Origin of the sequence: Streptomyces sp. NPDC015144 (genome assembly GCF_043079735.1) — a bacterium.
In the GTDB taxonomy this organism is placed as follows: Bacteria; Actinomycetota; Actinomycetes; order Streptomycetales; family Streptomycetaceae; genus Streptomyces.
Window position 1 is genome coordinate 1 of record NZ_JBIBUU010000015.1, and the last position, 14,364, is coordinate 14,364.

General features: G+C 73.7%; 12 protein-coding genes. 6 read left to right on the plus strand and 6 right to left on the minus strand.

All coding sequences use genetic code 11. From position 1 onward, the window contains the following. Positions 1-235: 235 nt before the first annotated feature. Positions 236-478 carry a DUF397 domain-containing protein gene (locus ACF08W_RS24095; RefSeq protein WP_352275568.1) on the minus strand — a complete coding sequence of 81 codons (243 nt, stop codon included), beginning with the start codon at positions 476-478 and terminating at the stop codon, positions 236-238. Positions 479-731: 253 nt separating this feature from the next. On the opposite strand from ACF08W_RS24095, the gene ACF08W_RS24100 reads away from it, so the two are divergent. Then, a complete protein-coding gene (locus ACF08W_RS24100) occupies positions 732-1,235 on the plus strand; it encodes a hypothetical protein (RefSeq protein WP_392280489.1) in 504 nt (167 codons plus the stop codon). 7 nt (positions 1,236-1,242) lie between these two features. On the opposite strand, the gene ACF08W_RS24105 is transcribed toward ACF08W_RS24100, so the two are convergent. Further along, the gene (locus ACF08W_RS24105; RefSeq protein ID WP_392280490.1) at positions 1,243-3,435 is read right to left on the minus strand and encodes an FUSC family protein; all 2,193 of its coding nucleotides are present in this window, start codon (positions 3,433-3,435) and stop codon (positions 1,243-1,245) included. A gap of 155 nt (positions 3,436-3,590) precedes the next feature. After that, the gene (locus ACF08W_RS24110) at positions 3,591-4,787 is read right to left on the minus strand and encodes a DUF2786 domain-containing protein (protein WP_392280491.1); all 1,197 of its coding nucleotides are present in this window, start codon (positions 4,785-4,787) and stop codon (positions 3,591-3,593) included. Positions 4,788-4,993: 206 nt separating this feature from the next. Here ACF08W_RS24110 and ACF08W_RS24115 point away from each other — a divergent pair, with 206 nt between their 5' ends. From ACF08W_RS24115 to ACF08W_RS24130, 4 genes are all read left to right on the plus strand, one after another. After that, positions 4,994-5,992 (plus strand): DUF1259 domain-containing protein, encoded by a 999-nt coding sequence (locus tag ACF08W_RS24115; protein ID WP_392280492.1) that lies wholly within the window; start codon positions 4,994-4,996, stop codon positions 5,990-5,992. Positions 5,993-6,231: 239 nt separating this feature from the next. Continuing rightward, positions 6,232-7,437, plus strand: a complete 1,206-nt coding sequence (locus ACF08W_RS24120) for a cytochrome P450 (RefSeq protein WP_385203728.1) — start codon at positions 6,232-6,234, stop codon at positions 7,435-7,437. 468 nt (positions 7,438-7,905) lie between these two features. Beyond that, entirely contained in the window at positions 7,906-8,970 is a 1,065-nt protein-coding gene (locus tag ACF08W_RS24125) for a type III polyketide synthase (protein WP_352275578.1), read from the plus strand. Positions 8,971-9,060: 90 nt separating this feature from the next. Then, positions 9,061-10,767 carry a bifunctional 3'-5' exonuclease/DNA polymerase gene (locus tag ACF08W_RS24130; RefSeq protein WP_392280493.1) on the plus strand — a complete coding sequence of 569 codons (1,707 nt, stop codon included), beginning with the start codon at positions 9,061-9,063 and terminating at the stop codon, positions 10,765-10,767. On the opposite strand, the gene ACF08W_RS24135 is transcribed toward ACF08W_RS24130, so the two are convergent. From ACF08W_RS24135 to ACF08W_RS24145, 3 genes are all read right to left on the minus strand, one after another. Then, positions 10,730-10,942: a hypothetical protein gene (locus ACF08W_RS24135; RefSeq protein WP_385203721.1), complete on the minus strand. Its 213-nt coding sequence runs from the start codon at positions 10,940-10,942 to the stop codon at positions 10,730-10,732. The genes ACF08W_RS24130 and ACF08W_RS24135 overlap by 38 nt on opposite strands. A 184-nt stretch (positions 10,943-11,126) precedes the next feature. Beyond that, positions 11,127-11,972 carry a carbohydrate-binding protein gene (locus ACF08W_RS24140; RefSeq protein WP_385203718.1) on the minus strand — a complete coding sequence of 282 codons (846 nt, stop codon included), beginning with the start codon at positions 11,970-11,972 and terminating at the stop codon, positions 11,127-11,129. A gap of 160 nt (positions 11,973-12,132) precedes the next feature. Further along, positions 12,133-13,500, minus strand: coding sequence for an alpha-lytic protease prodomain-containing protein (locus ACF08W_RS24145; RefSeq protein ID WP_392280494.1), 1,368 nt, complete (start codon positions 13,498-13,500; stop codon positions 12,133-12,135). A gap of 166 nt (positions 13,501-13,666) precedes the next feature. On the opposite strand from ACF08W_RS24145, the gene ACF08W_RS24150 reads away from it, so the two are divergent. Next, positions 13,667-14,347: a phosphotransferase gene (locus tag ACF08W_RS24150; RefSeq protein WP_392280495.1), complete on the plus strand. Its 681-nt coding sequence runs from the start codon at positions 13,667-13,669 to the stop codon at positions 14,345-14,347. Positions 14,348-14,364: the final 17 nt, after the last annotated feature.

Sequence of the window (14,364 nt, forward strand, 5' to 3'; positions counted from 1 at the left end):
CTCCGATACTGGATGTATCGGGGTGACCCCGACAACGCGGCGAGCGTGCGTGCCGGACACCGCACGGCAGGCGGCAGTTTGAAGACAGGTCCTAGGGGGCTGAGAGAACCGGCCGGAGGGGCCGGGTGGGGTGTCGTGGCGACGCCCCGCCCGGCCCCTCCGCATTCCACCGTGTGATGTGTACGACAGCCGCGCGGAAGTCGCGGGAATCATCCCGCGCCGTTACGGAATGCGATCAGCCGCCCGCCACGAGGTGGTCGAACTCCCCGTCCTTCACGCCGAGGAGCAACGCCTCTATCTCGGCCGGTGTATAGACCAGGGCCGGTCCGTCGGGGTGGCGCGAATTCCGCATCGCCACATCTCCGTCGGGTAGTTTCGCGAACTCCACGCAGGAACCTTGGGAGTTGCTGTGTCGGCTCTTCTGCCAGACGACTCCGCGAAGCTCCGTGGCCGCCATGCCGTTGTGAACGTGGTGCACAGGACGCTCCCGAGTTGCAAGGTGCAAGTGTCAACTGTCCCGGATCATAGCTGTGTTCAATTACCGCTGCATGAGCAGATGCATGCGCGGATGCACGTGCACGGGGGGTGTTCCCGCGATTACAGCCTTTACTCCCCCATGACAGACGCACAGGAAGCCGCTCCGGCTCCGTCTACCCCCGATGAACCTCTCCACCCCCTTGTATCCCGCTGATAACTTGGCCCGGTCTTTTGTCGGCAAGGGGGAATTACAGATGCACAGAATCGTACGTACCGGCGCCGTGGTCGCCGCCGGTCTTCTCGCCTCGTTGGTACTGAGCGGCTGCGGCAGCGGCGGCGACGGCGGGAAGAGCGACAGCGCGCCGAGCGGGGCGGCCACCGGGCAGGCCGACCCGGCCCCCGACACGGAGGGTGACGGCGGGACCGGGGACAGCGGGACCGACGCCGCGGCGCTGGAGGGCGGCTGGGCCGGGAGGACCGGCGGCAAGGCGGTCGTCCTGTCGGTCGCCTCGGGCAAGGTCGCGCTCGTCACCGAACAGCGGGCCTGCACGGGCACCGTGGCGGGCTCCGGCACGGTGACGTTCACGCTCAAGTGCGTCGACGGCGGCGACGACCGCACCTCGGGGACCGTCGAGTCCCTCGACGGGAAGACCCTCGTGGTGTCCTGGTCCAGCGGGGTCCGCGACACGCTGGCCAAGACCGCGGCCGGCGCGCTTCCGTCCGGGCTGCCCGACCTGTCGGACCTGCCGACGTCCTGACCGCACGTCACTTCGCGGCGTCGGAACGCCCGTCGCGCTGCCGCCCGGTGTCCGGGCGGCCGTCCAGGCCCCGGGAGAACTCCTCCAGGGAGTCGAGGAGGAGGTGGACCCCTTCCCGCACGAAGGGGTCCGCCTCCGCCCGGTCGGTGCCCTCGGCCGCCCGGACCCGGGCGTCCCACTCCGCCAGCGCCTCATCCACCTCGGACCAGTCCGGCACCCGGCGCTCGCGTACCGCCTTCGCGCCCCGCTCGGTGGCCCGGCGCAGCGCGTCGGCCAGCCGCCCCGCGCCCGGTACGGGGGTGGCGCCGCCGCTCGGCAGATGGGCCTCCAGCAGCATCGCGGCCCGGCCGAACTGGGCGAGCGCGTGCTCGGTGTCGTCGGCGGCGGCCCGGGAGAGGCCGCGGTTGCGGACCGGTTCGTGCCGGGCGGCCTCCAGCGCCTCCTGCCAGGCGACCCGGGCCTCGCGGGTGTCGAGCAGCGCGGCGCGCACGTCGTCGTGGCCGCGTTCGGCCGGGTCGGCGTACTGCTCGACGACCGCGGCGACGTACCGTCCGTCCGCCTTCAGCCAGTCGCCGAGCCTGCCGTGGAGCCGGGGCGTCTCCCAGGCCGGGTAGAGGGCGTACGAGACCATCGCCAGCAGGCCGCCCACCAGGGTGAGCACGACGCGTTCGGGGACGGTCTGGGACCAGTCGTCGCCCGCCATGCCGAGCAGGAAGACGACATAGGCAGAGACGCAGGCCTGGCCGACCACGTATCCCGTGCGCATCAGCAGGTACATCAGCAGGGCGCAGACCACCGCGAGGACCGCGGCCGTGGTCACTCCGGGGTGGGCGGTCTGGACGATCGCGGTGGCCAGCGAGACCCCGACGATCGTGCCGCCGAAGCGGGCCATCGCCCGTCCGTACGTCTGGGTGAACTCCGGCCGCATCGCCATGACGGCGGCCATCGGTGCCCAGTAGCCGTGGCCGAAGGGCAGCGTGGTGCCGATGAGGTAGCCGACGGCGGCGACGACGGAGAGCCTGATCGCGTGCCGCAGGATCGGGGAGCCGGGCCGCACCTCGGCGCGCATCGCCTTCGCCACGACCGGGATCAGCCGCAGCAGGCCGGGGCGGTGGGGGCGGTTGCGGTGGCGGTGCGGGACGGCGGGGCGGTGGTCGGCGCGGGCCTTCAGCTCCTCGGCGGCCTCCGCCGCCCGGCCGTCCTGCTCCTTGGTGCCCTCGCCCTCGGCGGTCTCGATGACGTCGGAGAGCAGCACGGCCAGGCGGTCGGCGGCGCGCAGCGGCGGGCCGGTGAGCAGGGTGCCGGTGTCGGGGGTGCGCAGGGCGGCCACGGCGGACGGGTCCAGCTCGACCGGATCGCCGTGCCGGATCGCGCGGGCCGCCGAGTCCAGCAGCGATCCGGCGGCGGCCAGCAGCTCGCGGACCCGCTCCCGCTCCGGGCCCTCGGACGGTACGCCCAGGGACGGGTCGGCGAGCGAGGCGAGCACCGGCCGGATCCGCTCGGCGACCCCGCGCGGGCCGCGCAGTTCGGGCGGCCGGCGGCGGGCCTGGCGCGGGGTGACGGCGGCGGCGCTGCGGGCCGTCATCAGGGGGACGGGGTCGAAGGGGGCGAGCGGGTCGTGGCGCAGCCGACGGGCGTAGTCGGCCTCGGCGGCCAGCGCGTCGGCAAGCGCGTCGCGCTGGGGGCCCCATCTGCGGACCGGGAACAGGACGATGAGCACCGCCTGCACCACCCCGCCGAAGAGGATCATCCCGGCGTGCACGGCGGAGTTGGCGACGGAGGTGGGCAGGGTGACGGTGACCAGCATGATCGCGACGTTGGACGCGGCGATGATGCCCCCGGTCGGCCCGGCCGCCCAGGACAGGCCGGCGAGGAACGTCCAGAGCACCAGCAGGGCGAGGAAGAGCACCTCCCGCGAGCCGGTGAGATAGCCGAGGAAGGTCGACACGGCGAGGCTCGCCCCGGAGACCAGGGCGAGGACCGGGCGGGGGCGCCAGCTGCGCTGGAAGGTCGCGATGGCCGCCTGGAACGCCCCGAAGGCGGAGCTCGCGGCGACCACCGGCCCGAAGAACGCCAGGGCGACCCCGATGACCAGGGCGAGCCCGGTCGCGCCGCGGATCGCGATGAGCGGTTCGAGCCGCCGTCGCTCGATCGAGAGCCCCGAGCGGGCGGTCTCCTTCAGCGCCCGGAGCCAGCTCATGCCTTGAGCCTAGCCGGATTGACGACCTATTGGCCCGAATTGCACGGTTTCGGAGCGCGGGAGGGGCGGGGCGCGAAGGGTGCGGGGCGCGGGCACCGTCGCGTACGGCGCGCGGGCACCGTCGCGTACGGGGTACGAGCGCCCTTCGCGCCCCCTCAGTGCTTTCCGCGCCCGCCGCGCAGTTGCGGGTCGCGGCCGGCCACCCGTGCCCGGTCCGCCGCCTCCGTGCCGTGGGTCCAGCCGTCGAGGTCGGTGGCGCCCCGGACCCGGGTGGTGGTCGTCCTCGGGAACATCCGCTCGGCGGTGGCCGTGACCGCGACGTCGCGGGCGGCGAGGACCGGGAGCAGGGCGGGGGCGGCGCCCTCCTCCGCAGCGCCCCCGGACCCGCCCTCGGCCTCGGCCTCGGCGGTGACCCGGGCGGTGTCGGCGGCGAGGCGGCTGCCCAGCCGCTGGGCGTACGCCATCAGGAACGACTGCCGGAACGTCTTGGTCCGCTTGCGTCCGCCGGCCCGCTGGCCCGCCTCCGCCCGCGTCATCGCGACGGTGCCCTGGACCAGCAGGGAGGTGTACAGCAGCTCCACCGCGTCCAGGTCGGGATCGAAGCCGACCACCGTGGAGAAGCCGAGGTCGCTGTTCCACACCGAGCGGCAGCGGTTCGCGGTGGCGACCGCGTCGAGCAGGATCGCCTTCGCCGTCTCGTACGGCGCGTCCACCCCGATCCGGCAGGCGCCGGGCGCGTCCGCGCCATGGGTGCGGGCCGCGAGCAGCGCCTCGTCGATGGAGTGGCGGGCCATCAGCTCCTGCGCCTTGGTGGTGAGCGCCTCGGCCTCCTCCGGGAAACCGGTCGCCTCCGCCTTGGCGAGCAGGGCGCGGATACGGGTCAGCATCCGGGGTTCGTCGGGCGCGGGCGCACGCCGGAGCACATCCCCGGCGGCGCCGGGCGGGGGGCCGACCGGCTCGATGGCGGGGAGCCCGAGCAGCAGCCGGTAGAGCCCGAGCACGGCGAAGGCGTAGGAGAACCGGTCCGGGCGGTTGCGGGGCGGGGCCTCGGGCAGCGCGTCGAGCTGGGCCCGCCAGCGCGGCGGCAGGACCTCGTAGCGCGCGGTCTCCGCGCCGATCAGCCCGGCGGCGATCCCGGCGGCGGTCTCGTCCAGCTCGCGGCGGACCGTACGGACGACGTCGGCGGGCTGCCAGCCGCGCTCCCAGGCGCGGCGGACGAACTCCTCGCCGCGCCGGAACAGCTCCGCGTCGGACGCCGGGTCGGCGGCGAGGAGGGAGGCCCCGGCGTCGAGCCCGGCGTCGCCGTCCGCGTAGAGGGCCGCCGCGCACGCCTGGTCGGTCACCGATTCCATGGAGCCAGGGTAGGCAGGGCGGCACGGCGGGCCGGGGCCGGGCCCGACCGTCCACACCCTGTGGATATCGAACTTCCGTACGATATTCGGCCTCACCCGTCCGGCCGCACCCGCTGACGGTGTATCCGCTTTCTATGTTTTCATCACGATTTCGCATGCTTTCATCGCGCCATGGATCCGATCGAACAGGCGGAGGCGATGGTGCGATGACCGGGAGACGACCCCAGGAACCCCGGGTACGGGCGGCCGCGGCGGCCCCGACGCGGCGGGGATTACTGACCGCCGCCGCCCTCACCCCGGTACTGGCCGCGGCGGGCACCACGGGGACGGCCCGCGCGGACGGGACGGCGCACGGACCGCTCGTCCGGCCGGTGCCCACCGAGCCCGCCGACTGGGCCGGGGTGGCGGAGGCGCTCGGCCGCCCCGGCAACATGCTGCGCGAGACGACGTACCACACGGGCTTTCCCCGGCGTGACCTCCTGGTGGTCTCCGACGGGGTCGTCGTCACCCCCGGCCTCGCCCTCGGCACCCATGTCGCCTTCATCCGCTACGCCGACGGCACCACGATGCTCATGGGCGACATGGTGGTCACCGAGCGCGAACTCCAGGGGGTGATCGACGCCTGGCAGGCGCACGGCATCGAGCAGACCGCCCTCCACAAGCACCTGCTCGCCCAGATCCCCGACCTCTGGTGGGTCCATGTGCACGGCCACGGCCACGATCCGGTGGCCCTGGCCCGCGGGCTGCGCGCCGGCCTCGACCGCACCGGCACCCCACCGCCCGAACCGCCCGACCGGCGCACCCCGGTCGACCTGGACATCGCCGGGATGGAGGCGGCGCTGGGCGCCCGGGGCAGCGTCGAGGACGGGCTCTTCAAGGTCCTCTTCTGGCGCCGCGAGACCATCGCCGACGGCCCGCTCGTCCTGCCGCCGGGACTGGGCTCGACCAGCGCGTTCAACTTCCAGCCGGTCGGCGGCGGCCGGGCCGCGCTCAGCGGCGACTGCGCGATGCTCGCCGAGGAGGTCCCACAGGTGCTGAAGGCCCTGCGGCGCGGCGGGATCAAGCTGGTCGAGCTGCACAACCACCACCTCTCGGAGAGCCCCCGGCTGTTCTTCACCCACTTCTGGGCGGTGGACGACGGGGTACGGCTCGCCCGCACGCTGCGGGCCGCCGTGGACGCCACGAACGTCGTGCCGGGCGGCTGAGACCTGTCGGGCGGTCTCCGACCGGCCCGGCCGAAGGCCGCCCGACAGGCTCCGATCCGGCCCCGGGCCGGGCCGTGTTGCGCCGGTCCAGCGACCGGCGGCACCGATTCCGTTCTGCATATGGACCAATCGGACCGGCCCGGCGCGTGGCCCGGCCGAGGACCGGGCACCCATGTCCCCGTCCCCGGCCCTCCCACCCCACGCACCCGAACCACCCGCCAGACCCTCTGGAGCTCCGCATGGAACCAGCCACCGGCGCCCGGCTCTGCCCGTTCGACTACGCCGAGGCCCTCGAATTCGACCCGGTGCTCAGGCACCTGATGAACGAGGAACCCGTCTCCCGCATCCGCCTCCCGCACGGCGAGGGCGAGGCGTGGCTCGTCACCGGCTACGACGACGTACGCACGGTGACCACCGACCGGCGGTTCAGCCGCCACGCCATCATCGGCCGGGACTTCCCGCGCATGACCCCCGAGCCGATCGTCCAGGACGAGGCGATCAACGTCATGGACCCGCCGGCCAGCAGCCGGCTCCGCAGCCTCATCTCCAAGGGGTTCGCCCCCCGCCACATGGAGCGCATGCGGGTGCGCACCCAGCACGTGGTGGACGGACTGCTGGACCGCATGGAGGAGCAGGGCGCCCCCGCCGACCTGTTCGCGCACCTCGCCGCCCCGCTGCCGCTGACCACCATCTGCGAGGTCCTCGACATCCCGGAGGCCGAGCAGGCCCAGCTGCGCGCCTACGCGCGGACCATGATGGACACCACCGTCGAGAACAAGCCCCACGCCGTCCAGGCCAAGGCCGACCTGCGCGCCTACTTCGCCGAGCTGACCGCCGAACGGCGCGCCAACCCGGGCGACGACCTGATCAGCGCCCTCGCCACCGCCCGCGACGGCGACGAGATCCTGGACGACCAGGAGCTGACGGTGATGGCCATGGTGCTGCTCATCACCGGCCAGGACACCACCACGTACGAGATCGGGAACATCGCCTACACGCTGCTGACCAGGCCCGACGAGCTGGCCATGCTGCGCGAGCGCCCCGACATGCTCCCCCAGGCCATGGACGAGCTGCTGCGCTTCATCCCGTTCCGCAAGGGCGTCGGCATCCCCCGGGTCGCCCTGGAGGACGTGGAGCTGAGCGGGGTGCGGATCAAGGAGGGGGACATCGTCCACGTCTCCTATCTGACCGCCAACCGCGACCCCCGGAAGTTCGACGACCCCGACGTGCTCGACCTGGAGCGGCAGGGGCCGTCGAACATGACGTTCGGCTGGGGCGGGCACCACTGCCTCGGTGCCCCGCTCGCGGCCACCGAGCTCGAAGTCGCCATCGGGACGCTGCTGAAGCGCTTCCCCGCCCTGAAGCTGGCCGCCCCGGCCGAGGAGATCCGCTGGAACAAGACGTCGATCTGGCGCTACCCGCTCGAACTGCCCGTCACCTGGTGAGCGACGGGCCGCCGACCGGCCGCCCTCGATGATGCGCCCGCCCCGGGCCACCGGCAACCGGGGCGGGCGCAGCCGCGCCGTGCCCCCGCCCGCGCCCCACGGGCCGCGCGAGCCGCGTTCCGAGCGGGTGAACGATCGTCGACGATCGCTCGACGTGCGGCGCCCACCCGCCTGCCGTAGCGTGATCCCGACGGCCACCCAAGCCGTGGCGGATCCGAATTCCGCCCACGAACGGCCGGGTCTCTTCCTCCGGACGGAGAGGCCCCCGGGACAAAGTCTTCAACGGTCGGCCCGTCCGCGCCCACGCTCAGGAGCACCTGCCCGGCGCCGGAATCCATCAGCCCGCCACCTCCACGCAGCACACCGTGGTGCCTGCGTGCGGCGGAGCTTCCCCGTCTCCGGCCCGCCGACGCCCCTGACCCCCGTACGGGCCCGGCCGTGTGGACCACATCCGCTAGGAGGAGTTCCATGGCGGTTCTCTGCAAGCCGGCCATCGCGGTTCCCGAGCACGTCATCACCAACGAGGAAACCCTTGAGCTGGCCCGACGGCTGCACGGCGACCACCCGCAGCTCGAACTGGTCCTGCGCCTGATCGAGCACACCGGGGTACAGAAGCGGCACCTGATCCAGCCGATCGAGAAGGTGCTCCAGCACCCCGGCTTCGACGCCCGCAGCATCACGTACGAGGAACACACCAAGGCCCGGGTGCCCGCGGTCGTCCGCCAGGCGCTCGACCAGGCCGAACTGGAGCCGGACCAGATCGACTTGATCGTGTACGTCTCCTGCACCGGCTTCATGATGCCGCCGCCGACCGCCTGGCTCATCGGCGAGATGGGCTTCCGCCCGCAGACCCGCCAACTGCCCATCGCCCAGCTCGGCTGCGCCGCCGGCGGCGCCGCCGTCAACCGGGCCCACGACTACTGCACGGCGTACCCCGACGCCAATGTGCTCATCGTGGCCTGCGAGTTCTGCTCGCTCTGCTACCAGCCCACCGACCTCGGTGTCGGCTCCCTGCTCTCCAACGGGCTGTTCGGCGACGGTATAGCCGCCGTCGTGCTGCGCGGCAACGGCGGCACGGGCGTACGGCTGGAGCGGAACGGTTCGTTCATCATCCCGGACACCGAGGACTGGATCTCCTACGCGGTCCGCTCCACCGGCTTCCACTTCCAGCTCGACAAGCGGGTGCCCGGCACGATGGAACCGCTTGCTCCGGCCCTGGAGGCGGTCGCCGAGGAGCACCAGTGGAACGCCGGGAAGATGGACTTCTACATCATCCACGCGGGCGGCCCGCGCATCCTGGACGACCTGAGCCACTTCCTGGACGTGCCGCCCGAGGCGTTCCGCTTCAGCCGCGCCACGCTCACCGAGTACGGCAACATCGCCAGCGCCGTGGTGATCGACGCCCTCGGCCGGATGTTCGACGAGGCATCGGCGCTCGACGGCCATCGCGGGCTGATGGCCGGGTTCGGGCCGGGCATCACCGCCGAGATCTCCCTGGGCACCTGGACCTCCGCGTCCGAATCGGGGCTCTGAGGTCCCGAGGCCCTCGGACGGCCGCGTTCCGTACCGGGTACGGGGCGCGGCCACCGGGCGTTGTCAGTCCCGGCTGCCAGACTCGAAGGCATGACCGAACGGTGGGCCCTGGCCATGACGGAGACCGGCGGTGCGCTCCTCGCACCGCTGGCCCCGGACGGCCTGCCCGTGGGGCCGGTCGTCGCCGAGCCCGACGCGGTGGCGGCGGTCCGCGCCCGCCCCGAGGTCACCCGCTGGGTCTGGCGCTCCACCGCCGAGGTGTACCCCCGGCTGCTCGCCGCCGGTGTCCCGGTGGACCGCTGCTACGACATCGAGGTGGCCGAGTCCCTGCTCCTGGCCCATGAGGGCCGCCTCGGCGAGCCCCGTTCCGCCGCGGCCGCCCACGCCCGGCTGCACGGCGCCCCGGTGCCGGCCGACCCGCCGCCCCGCTCGGCGGAGCCCGGCGCGCAGTCCTCGCTCTTCGAGCCCCGGCCCGCCGCCCCGCTCCCCTTCGACGCCCTGCTGGAGGTCTACGCCGACCAGCTCCGCCGCCACGACGCCACCGAGCACCCCGGCAGGATGCGGCTGCTGACCGCCGCCGAGTCGGCCGCCATGCTGGTCGCCGCCGAGATGCACCGCTCCGGCCTGCCCTGGCGGGCCGACGTCCACCGCGAGGTCCTCCACGAGCTGCTCGGCGAGCGGTACGCGGGCGGCGGCGAGCCCCGGAGGCTGGCCGAGCTGGCCGACGAGGTGTCCGCCGCCTTCGGCAGACGGGTCCGCCCCGACCTCCCGGCCGACGTGGTGCGGGCCTTCGCGCAGGCCGGGATCACGGTCCGGTCCACCCGCCGCTGGGAGCTGGAGGGCCTGGACCACCCGGCGGTGGCCCCGCTCGTCGCGTACAAGAAGCTGTACCGGATCTGGACGGCGCACGGCTGGTCCTGGCTCCAGGACTGGGTGCGCGACGGCCGCTTCCGCCCCGAGTACCAGCCGGGCGGCTCGGTCAGCGGCCGGTGGACGACCAACGGCGGCGGGGCGCTCCAGATCCCCAAGGTGATCCGGCGCGCGGTCGTCGCCGACCCCGGCTGGCGCCTGGTCGTCGCGGACGCCGACCAGATGGAGCCCCGGGTCCTCGCCGCGATCTCCCGCGACCGCGGCCTGATGGAGGTGGCGGGCCACGAGGGCGACCTGTACACCGCCCTCTCCGACCGGGCGTTCCAGGGCGACCGGGACCACGCCAAGATCGCCCTGCTGGGCGCCGTCTACGGCCAGACCTCGGGCGACGGCCTGAAGAACCTGGCCGCCCTGCGCCGGAGGTTCCCGCAGGCCGTGGCCTATGTCGACGACGCCGCGAAGGCCGGGGAGGAGGGCCGCCTGGTGCGCACGTGGCTGGGCCGGACGAGCCCCCCGGCCGCCGGGAGCGGGGAGTACGAGGAGGCCGGCATCCCGCAGGAGGGCGCCGGGCCGGACGGCTCCGACGACGGCTCCGGCCCGGGCCCCACCCCCGGCTACGCCTCGTCGAACGCCCGCGCGCGGGGCCGCTTCACCCGCAACTTCGTGGTCCAGGGCAGCGCGGCCGACTGGGCGCTGCTGCTCCTGGCCGCCCTGCGCCGCTCGGTCCGTACCGCCGGGCTCCGCGCCGAGCTGGTCTTCTTCCAGCACGACGAGGTGATCGTGCACTGTCCCGAGGAGGAGGCGACGGCCGTGGTGGAGGCGATCCGGGCGGCCGGGGAGCTGGCCGGGCGGACCGTCTTCGGTGAGACCCCCGTCCGCTTCCCGTTCACTACGGCGGTGGTGGAGCGCTACTCCGACGCGAAGTAGCCTCCGTCGAGGAACTGTCCCCCGGCCCCGGGGCGTCGCCGAACCCGGCGAGCCCGTGGTCGTAGTGCGCCGGGCGCAGATGGTGGTGGCGGTGGCGTGCGTTCAGCCGATGGATGACGTACGCCGCGACCGCGATCATCACGAGGACGACCGCGACGGTGACCAGGGTGTCCATACGATTCCGGCCCCCTTCGGACGCGCAGGCCGAGCGGTGCGGCCCACGGGGAGCCGTACGGATCCAGGTTACTCCGCTGCCCGGCACCCACCCCCCCTCGGACGGGTACCGGACAGCGGAAGGTCCGGGCCGGCGGAACCCCGGCCCGGACCTGCGGGGCGGGGTCGCCCGCCGTGCCGCGTGTCTACCCGCGTGCCCACAACGCAGGGACGTTCGGCGGTTCCCACCCGGCCATGGACGTATGGGCCTGGGTGCAGCGGTACGCGACCCCGTTGTACGTGACCCGGTCCCCCGCCTTGTAGGCCGTGCCGGACTTCCAGGTGGAGCCGGGCGGGTCGGTCGGCGGGTCGGTGGGGTCGGTCGGCGGGTCGGTCGGGTTCTGGGCGATGTTCAGGACGAAGTCGAACGTCCCCTGCCGGCCCGAGCCCACGTCCCGGACGTTCATCAGCAGCGCCGGGTCGTAGAGCATGTCGGTGTTGTTGCGCGGCTCGCCGGGGAAGTAGAGCTGGGTCGTCAGGATCGACGAGCCGGGCGCCTGCACCTTCACATGGATGTGGCGGGTGCGCCCCGGGTAGAGCCCCGGCACGATCGTGGTCAGGCTGTACGCACCCGACTGGTCGGTGAACTGGTGCCCGCGGAAGGCGAATCCGCTCATGTCGTAGGCGCCGTTGGTGTCGGCCTGCCAGAAGTCCAGGAGCACGCCGGAGATCGGCCGGCACGCCCGGCCGAAGACGTAGCCGCTCACGGTCAGCCGGACACCGGGCGTGCTGTCGGTGATCAGGCTGGTGCGGAGCGGGGAGTTAGGCTTGAAGTAGGGGCCCTCGATCTGGTCGTGGGTCGGTCCGTCGCCGTCGTCGCAGTTCGGCGTCGGGGCCAGCGGCTTGCCGCCGGAGCCCGCGTCCCGGGCCAGCGCGACGCCACCGCCCGCGAGCAGCGGGACGGTACCGGCGACGAGCGCGGCCTTGAGCAGGGTCTTGCGGCTGATCTTGCCGTCGCCGGGGTTCTGGCCCTCGGTCGGTTCTGGGGTCATGGCTGATTCCTCGGGGTGGGGGAAGGGCACGTTCATGACACGGAGCGGTGCGGGGTGCGCGCCGCCCGGCCGGGAGGCCGGAGCGGTAGCCGGGCGGGCGCGGTAACCGGGGCGGCCCCGGTGCGGACGGGGCCGCCGGCGCTCACTGCGGAGCGGTTCCTCAGACGCGGGCCCAGAGGGCCGGCACGTTCGGCGGCGTCCAGCCGGGCTGCGCCAGGTGCGCCTGGAGGCAGCGGTAGCTGTCGGAGCCGTACGTCACGACGTCGCCCGCCGCGTACGTCGTGCCTTCCTTCCAGGTGCCGCCCGGGTTGGTCGGCGGGTTGCTCGGGTCGGGCCCGGTGCCGTTGGTCACCAGGGTCAGCCCGTACGCCTGGAGCGCCGGGTTCACCGGCTGGAAGTACGTCGTACCGCCCTGGGAGCAGTTGCCGGAGCCGCCGGAGGTGACGCCCTGCGCCTGGCTGCCGGAGATGAACGAGCCGCCGGAGTCACCGGGTTCGGCGCACACATTGGTGCGGGTGACCCCGGAGACGGTGCCCTCCTGGTACGTGACGCTGGTGTTGCGCTGCTGCACGGTGCCACAGTGCCAGCCGGTCGTCGAGCCGGAGCGGCAGACCGACGAGCCCTCCACGGCCTCGGTCGAACCGGTGACGGTGATGTCGCCGTTGCCGTAGCCGTTCACCAGGGGGCGCGGCGTCCAGTTGGTGTTGGTGGCGACCCAGGAGTAGTCGCGGCCCGGGAAGGTGGAGCCCTGGAAGGAGCCCTGCGCCTGCTGGTTGGAGCCGTTGGTGGTGACGCCCGGCGTGCCGCAGTGGCCGGCGCTGACGAAACCGCCCTGGGTGCCGCGCTTCACGGGGAAGCCGATGGAGCACCGGCCCAGGCCGTTCATGTAGTACGCGTCGCCGCCCCGGAGATCGGCGAACGTGCGCGGCCGCTCCGTGGACCGGCGGACCGTCACCAGCTTCTCCGACACCCCGGCCTCGGCCAGGAACGCCTTGGCGGCCTTGGCGCCGGCGGCCTCGACGACGACCCGGTTGCTCGCCACGTCGACGTACCAGACCGGTACGCCGGAGGGGGCACCGCGCAGCGCGACCCGATCCAACGCGCCCTTGGCGGCGTCGAGTTCGGCCTGACTGTGCGCGACGACGACGGGCCGGGCCCCGGCGAGGCGGATCTCCTCGGCGTGGGCGGCGTCGGTGGTGGACACGGTCAGGGCCGCGTCGTCACCACTGACCCGGGCGCCGGCGAAGTCCGCGCCGAGCGTGTGCTTCAGCGCGGAGGCGATCGCCGCCGCCCGGGTCTCGTGACCGATCCGGCCGCGCGCCTGGGCCTCGTTCAGGCCGAGATCGCGCTGCATGGCCTCCAGCAGACCGGGCGAGAGCTGCCCGGTCCCCGCGGCGGTGGGGGTGCGGAGCTGGGGCGCCGGATCGGCGGACGCGCTGCCGGACAGGCCGGCCAGCGCGAGCGCCCCGACGGCCACGGTGGCGGTACACGCGGCCAGGGCACGTCTGCGGAGTGTGGAGCTCTCCACGGAACTCTCCTTGACTTCGGGGGAATTGCCGACAACGTAGCCGCGTACACGTCATTGCCAGGAGATCCCGTTCTCCCCCTCACTTCACGTTATGGGGCCGCCGGGAAGACCCTTCCGGGCGGCCCCGGGCGTCCCAATCCGCCGCCGGTGCCCGTAGGTTCGCCTCATGCGAATAGGTGAGCTGCTCGGCGCCGGACGTTCGGCCGATGTGTACGCGCTCGACGAGGAGTGGGTCCTGCGCCGCTACCGGGACGGCATGGACGCCACGCCCGAATGGATCGTCATGGCCTACCTCGCCGCGCACGGCTGCCCGGTCCCCCGGCTGGGCCCGCGCGACGCGAAGACGCACCCGGGCGACCTGGTGCTGGAGCGGCTGACCGGCCCGACAATGCTGGACGCGCTGCTGGCCGGGGAGGTGTCGGCGGACGAGGCGGGCGCCCTGCTGGCCGGGCTCCTCGCCGAACTCCACACCGTCCCGGCCCGGCTCTCCCCGGACCCCGGGGACCGGATCCTCCACCTGGACCTGCACCCCGGCAATGTGATGCTGACGGACCGGGGGCCGGTGGTGATCGACTGGAGCAACGCGGCGGAGGGCGCCCCGGCCCTGGACCGCGCGATGTCCGCGCTGATCCTGGCCCAGATCGCGGTGGACACCGCGTCCCCCCTGGCCGACCCGGCGCACACCCTGCTGCGCGCCCTGGCCCCCCGCCTCGCCGCCGCCGGCCCCCTCCCCGACCCCGACCTCGCCGAGGCGGCCCGCCACCGCACCGCCAATCCGACGATGAGCCCGCACGAACGCGCCCTCGTCGGACCGGCGACGGCCCTGGTCCGGGACCTGACGGGCTGACGGGCTAACGGGCGACG

What these genes read in the sequence shown, in the direction of transcription:
- ACF08W_RS24115 (WP_392280492.1), top strand. Translation starts at nt 4,994, where the DNA reads ATGACCGGGAGACGACCCCAGGAACCCCGGGTACGGGCGGCCGCGGCG.
- ACF08W_RS24120 (WP_385203728.1), top strand. Translation starts at nt 6,232, where the DNA reads ATGGAACCAGCCACCGGCGCCCGGCTCTGCCCGTTCGACTACGCCGAG.
- ACF08W_RS24150 (WP_392280495.1), top strand. Translation starts at nt 13,667, where the DNA reads ATGCGAATAGGTGAGCTGCTCGGCGCCGGACGTTCGGCCGATGTGTAC.
- ACF08W_RS24105 (WP_392280490.1), bottom strand. Translation starts at nt 3,435, where the DNA reads ATGAGCTGGCTCCGGGCGCTGAAGGAGACCGCCCGCTCGGGGCTCTCG.
- ACF08W_RS24130 (WP_392280493.1), top strand. Translation starts at nt 9,061, where the DNA reads ATGACCGAACGGTGGGCCCTGGCCATGACGGAGACCGGCGGTGCGCTC.
- ACF08W_RS24110 (WP_392280491.1), bottom strand. Translation starts at nt 4,787, where the DNA reads ATGGAATCGGTGACCGACCAGGCGTGCGCGGCGGCCCTCTACGCGGAC.
- ACF08W_RS24140 (WP_385203718.1), bottom strand. Translation starts at nt 11,972, where the DNA reads ATGACCCCAGAACCGACCGAGGGCCAGAACCCCGGCGACGGCAAGATC.
- ACF08W_RS24100 (WP_392280489.1), top strand. Translation starts at nt 732, where the DNA reads ATGCACAGAATCGTACGTACCGGCGCCGTGGTCGCCGCCGGTCTTCTC.
- ACF08W_RS24125 (WP_352275578.1), top strand. Translation starts at nt 7,906, where the DNA reads ATGGCGGTTCTCTGCAAGCCGGCCATCGCGGTTCCCGAGCACGTCATC.
- ACF08W_RS24135 (WP_385203721.1), bottom strand. Translation starts at nt 10,942, where the DNA reads ATGGACACCCTGGTCACCGTCGCGGTCGTCCTCGTGATGATCGCGGTC.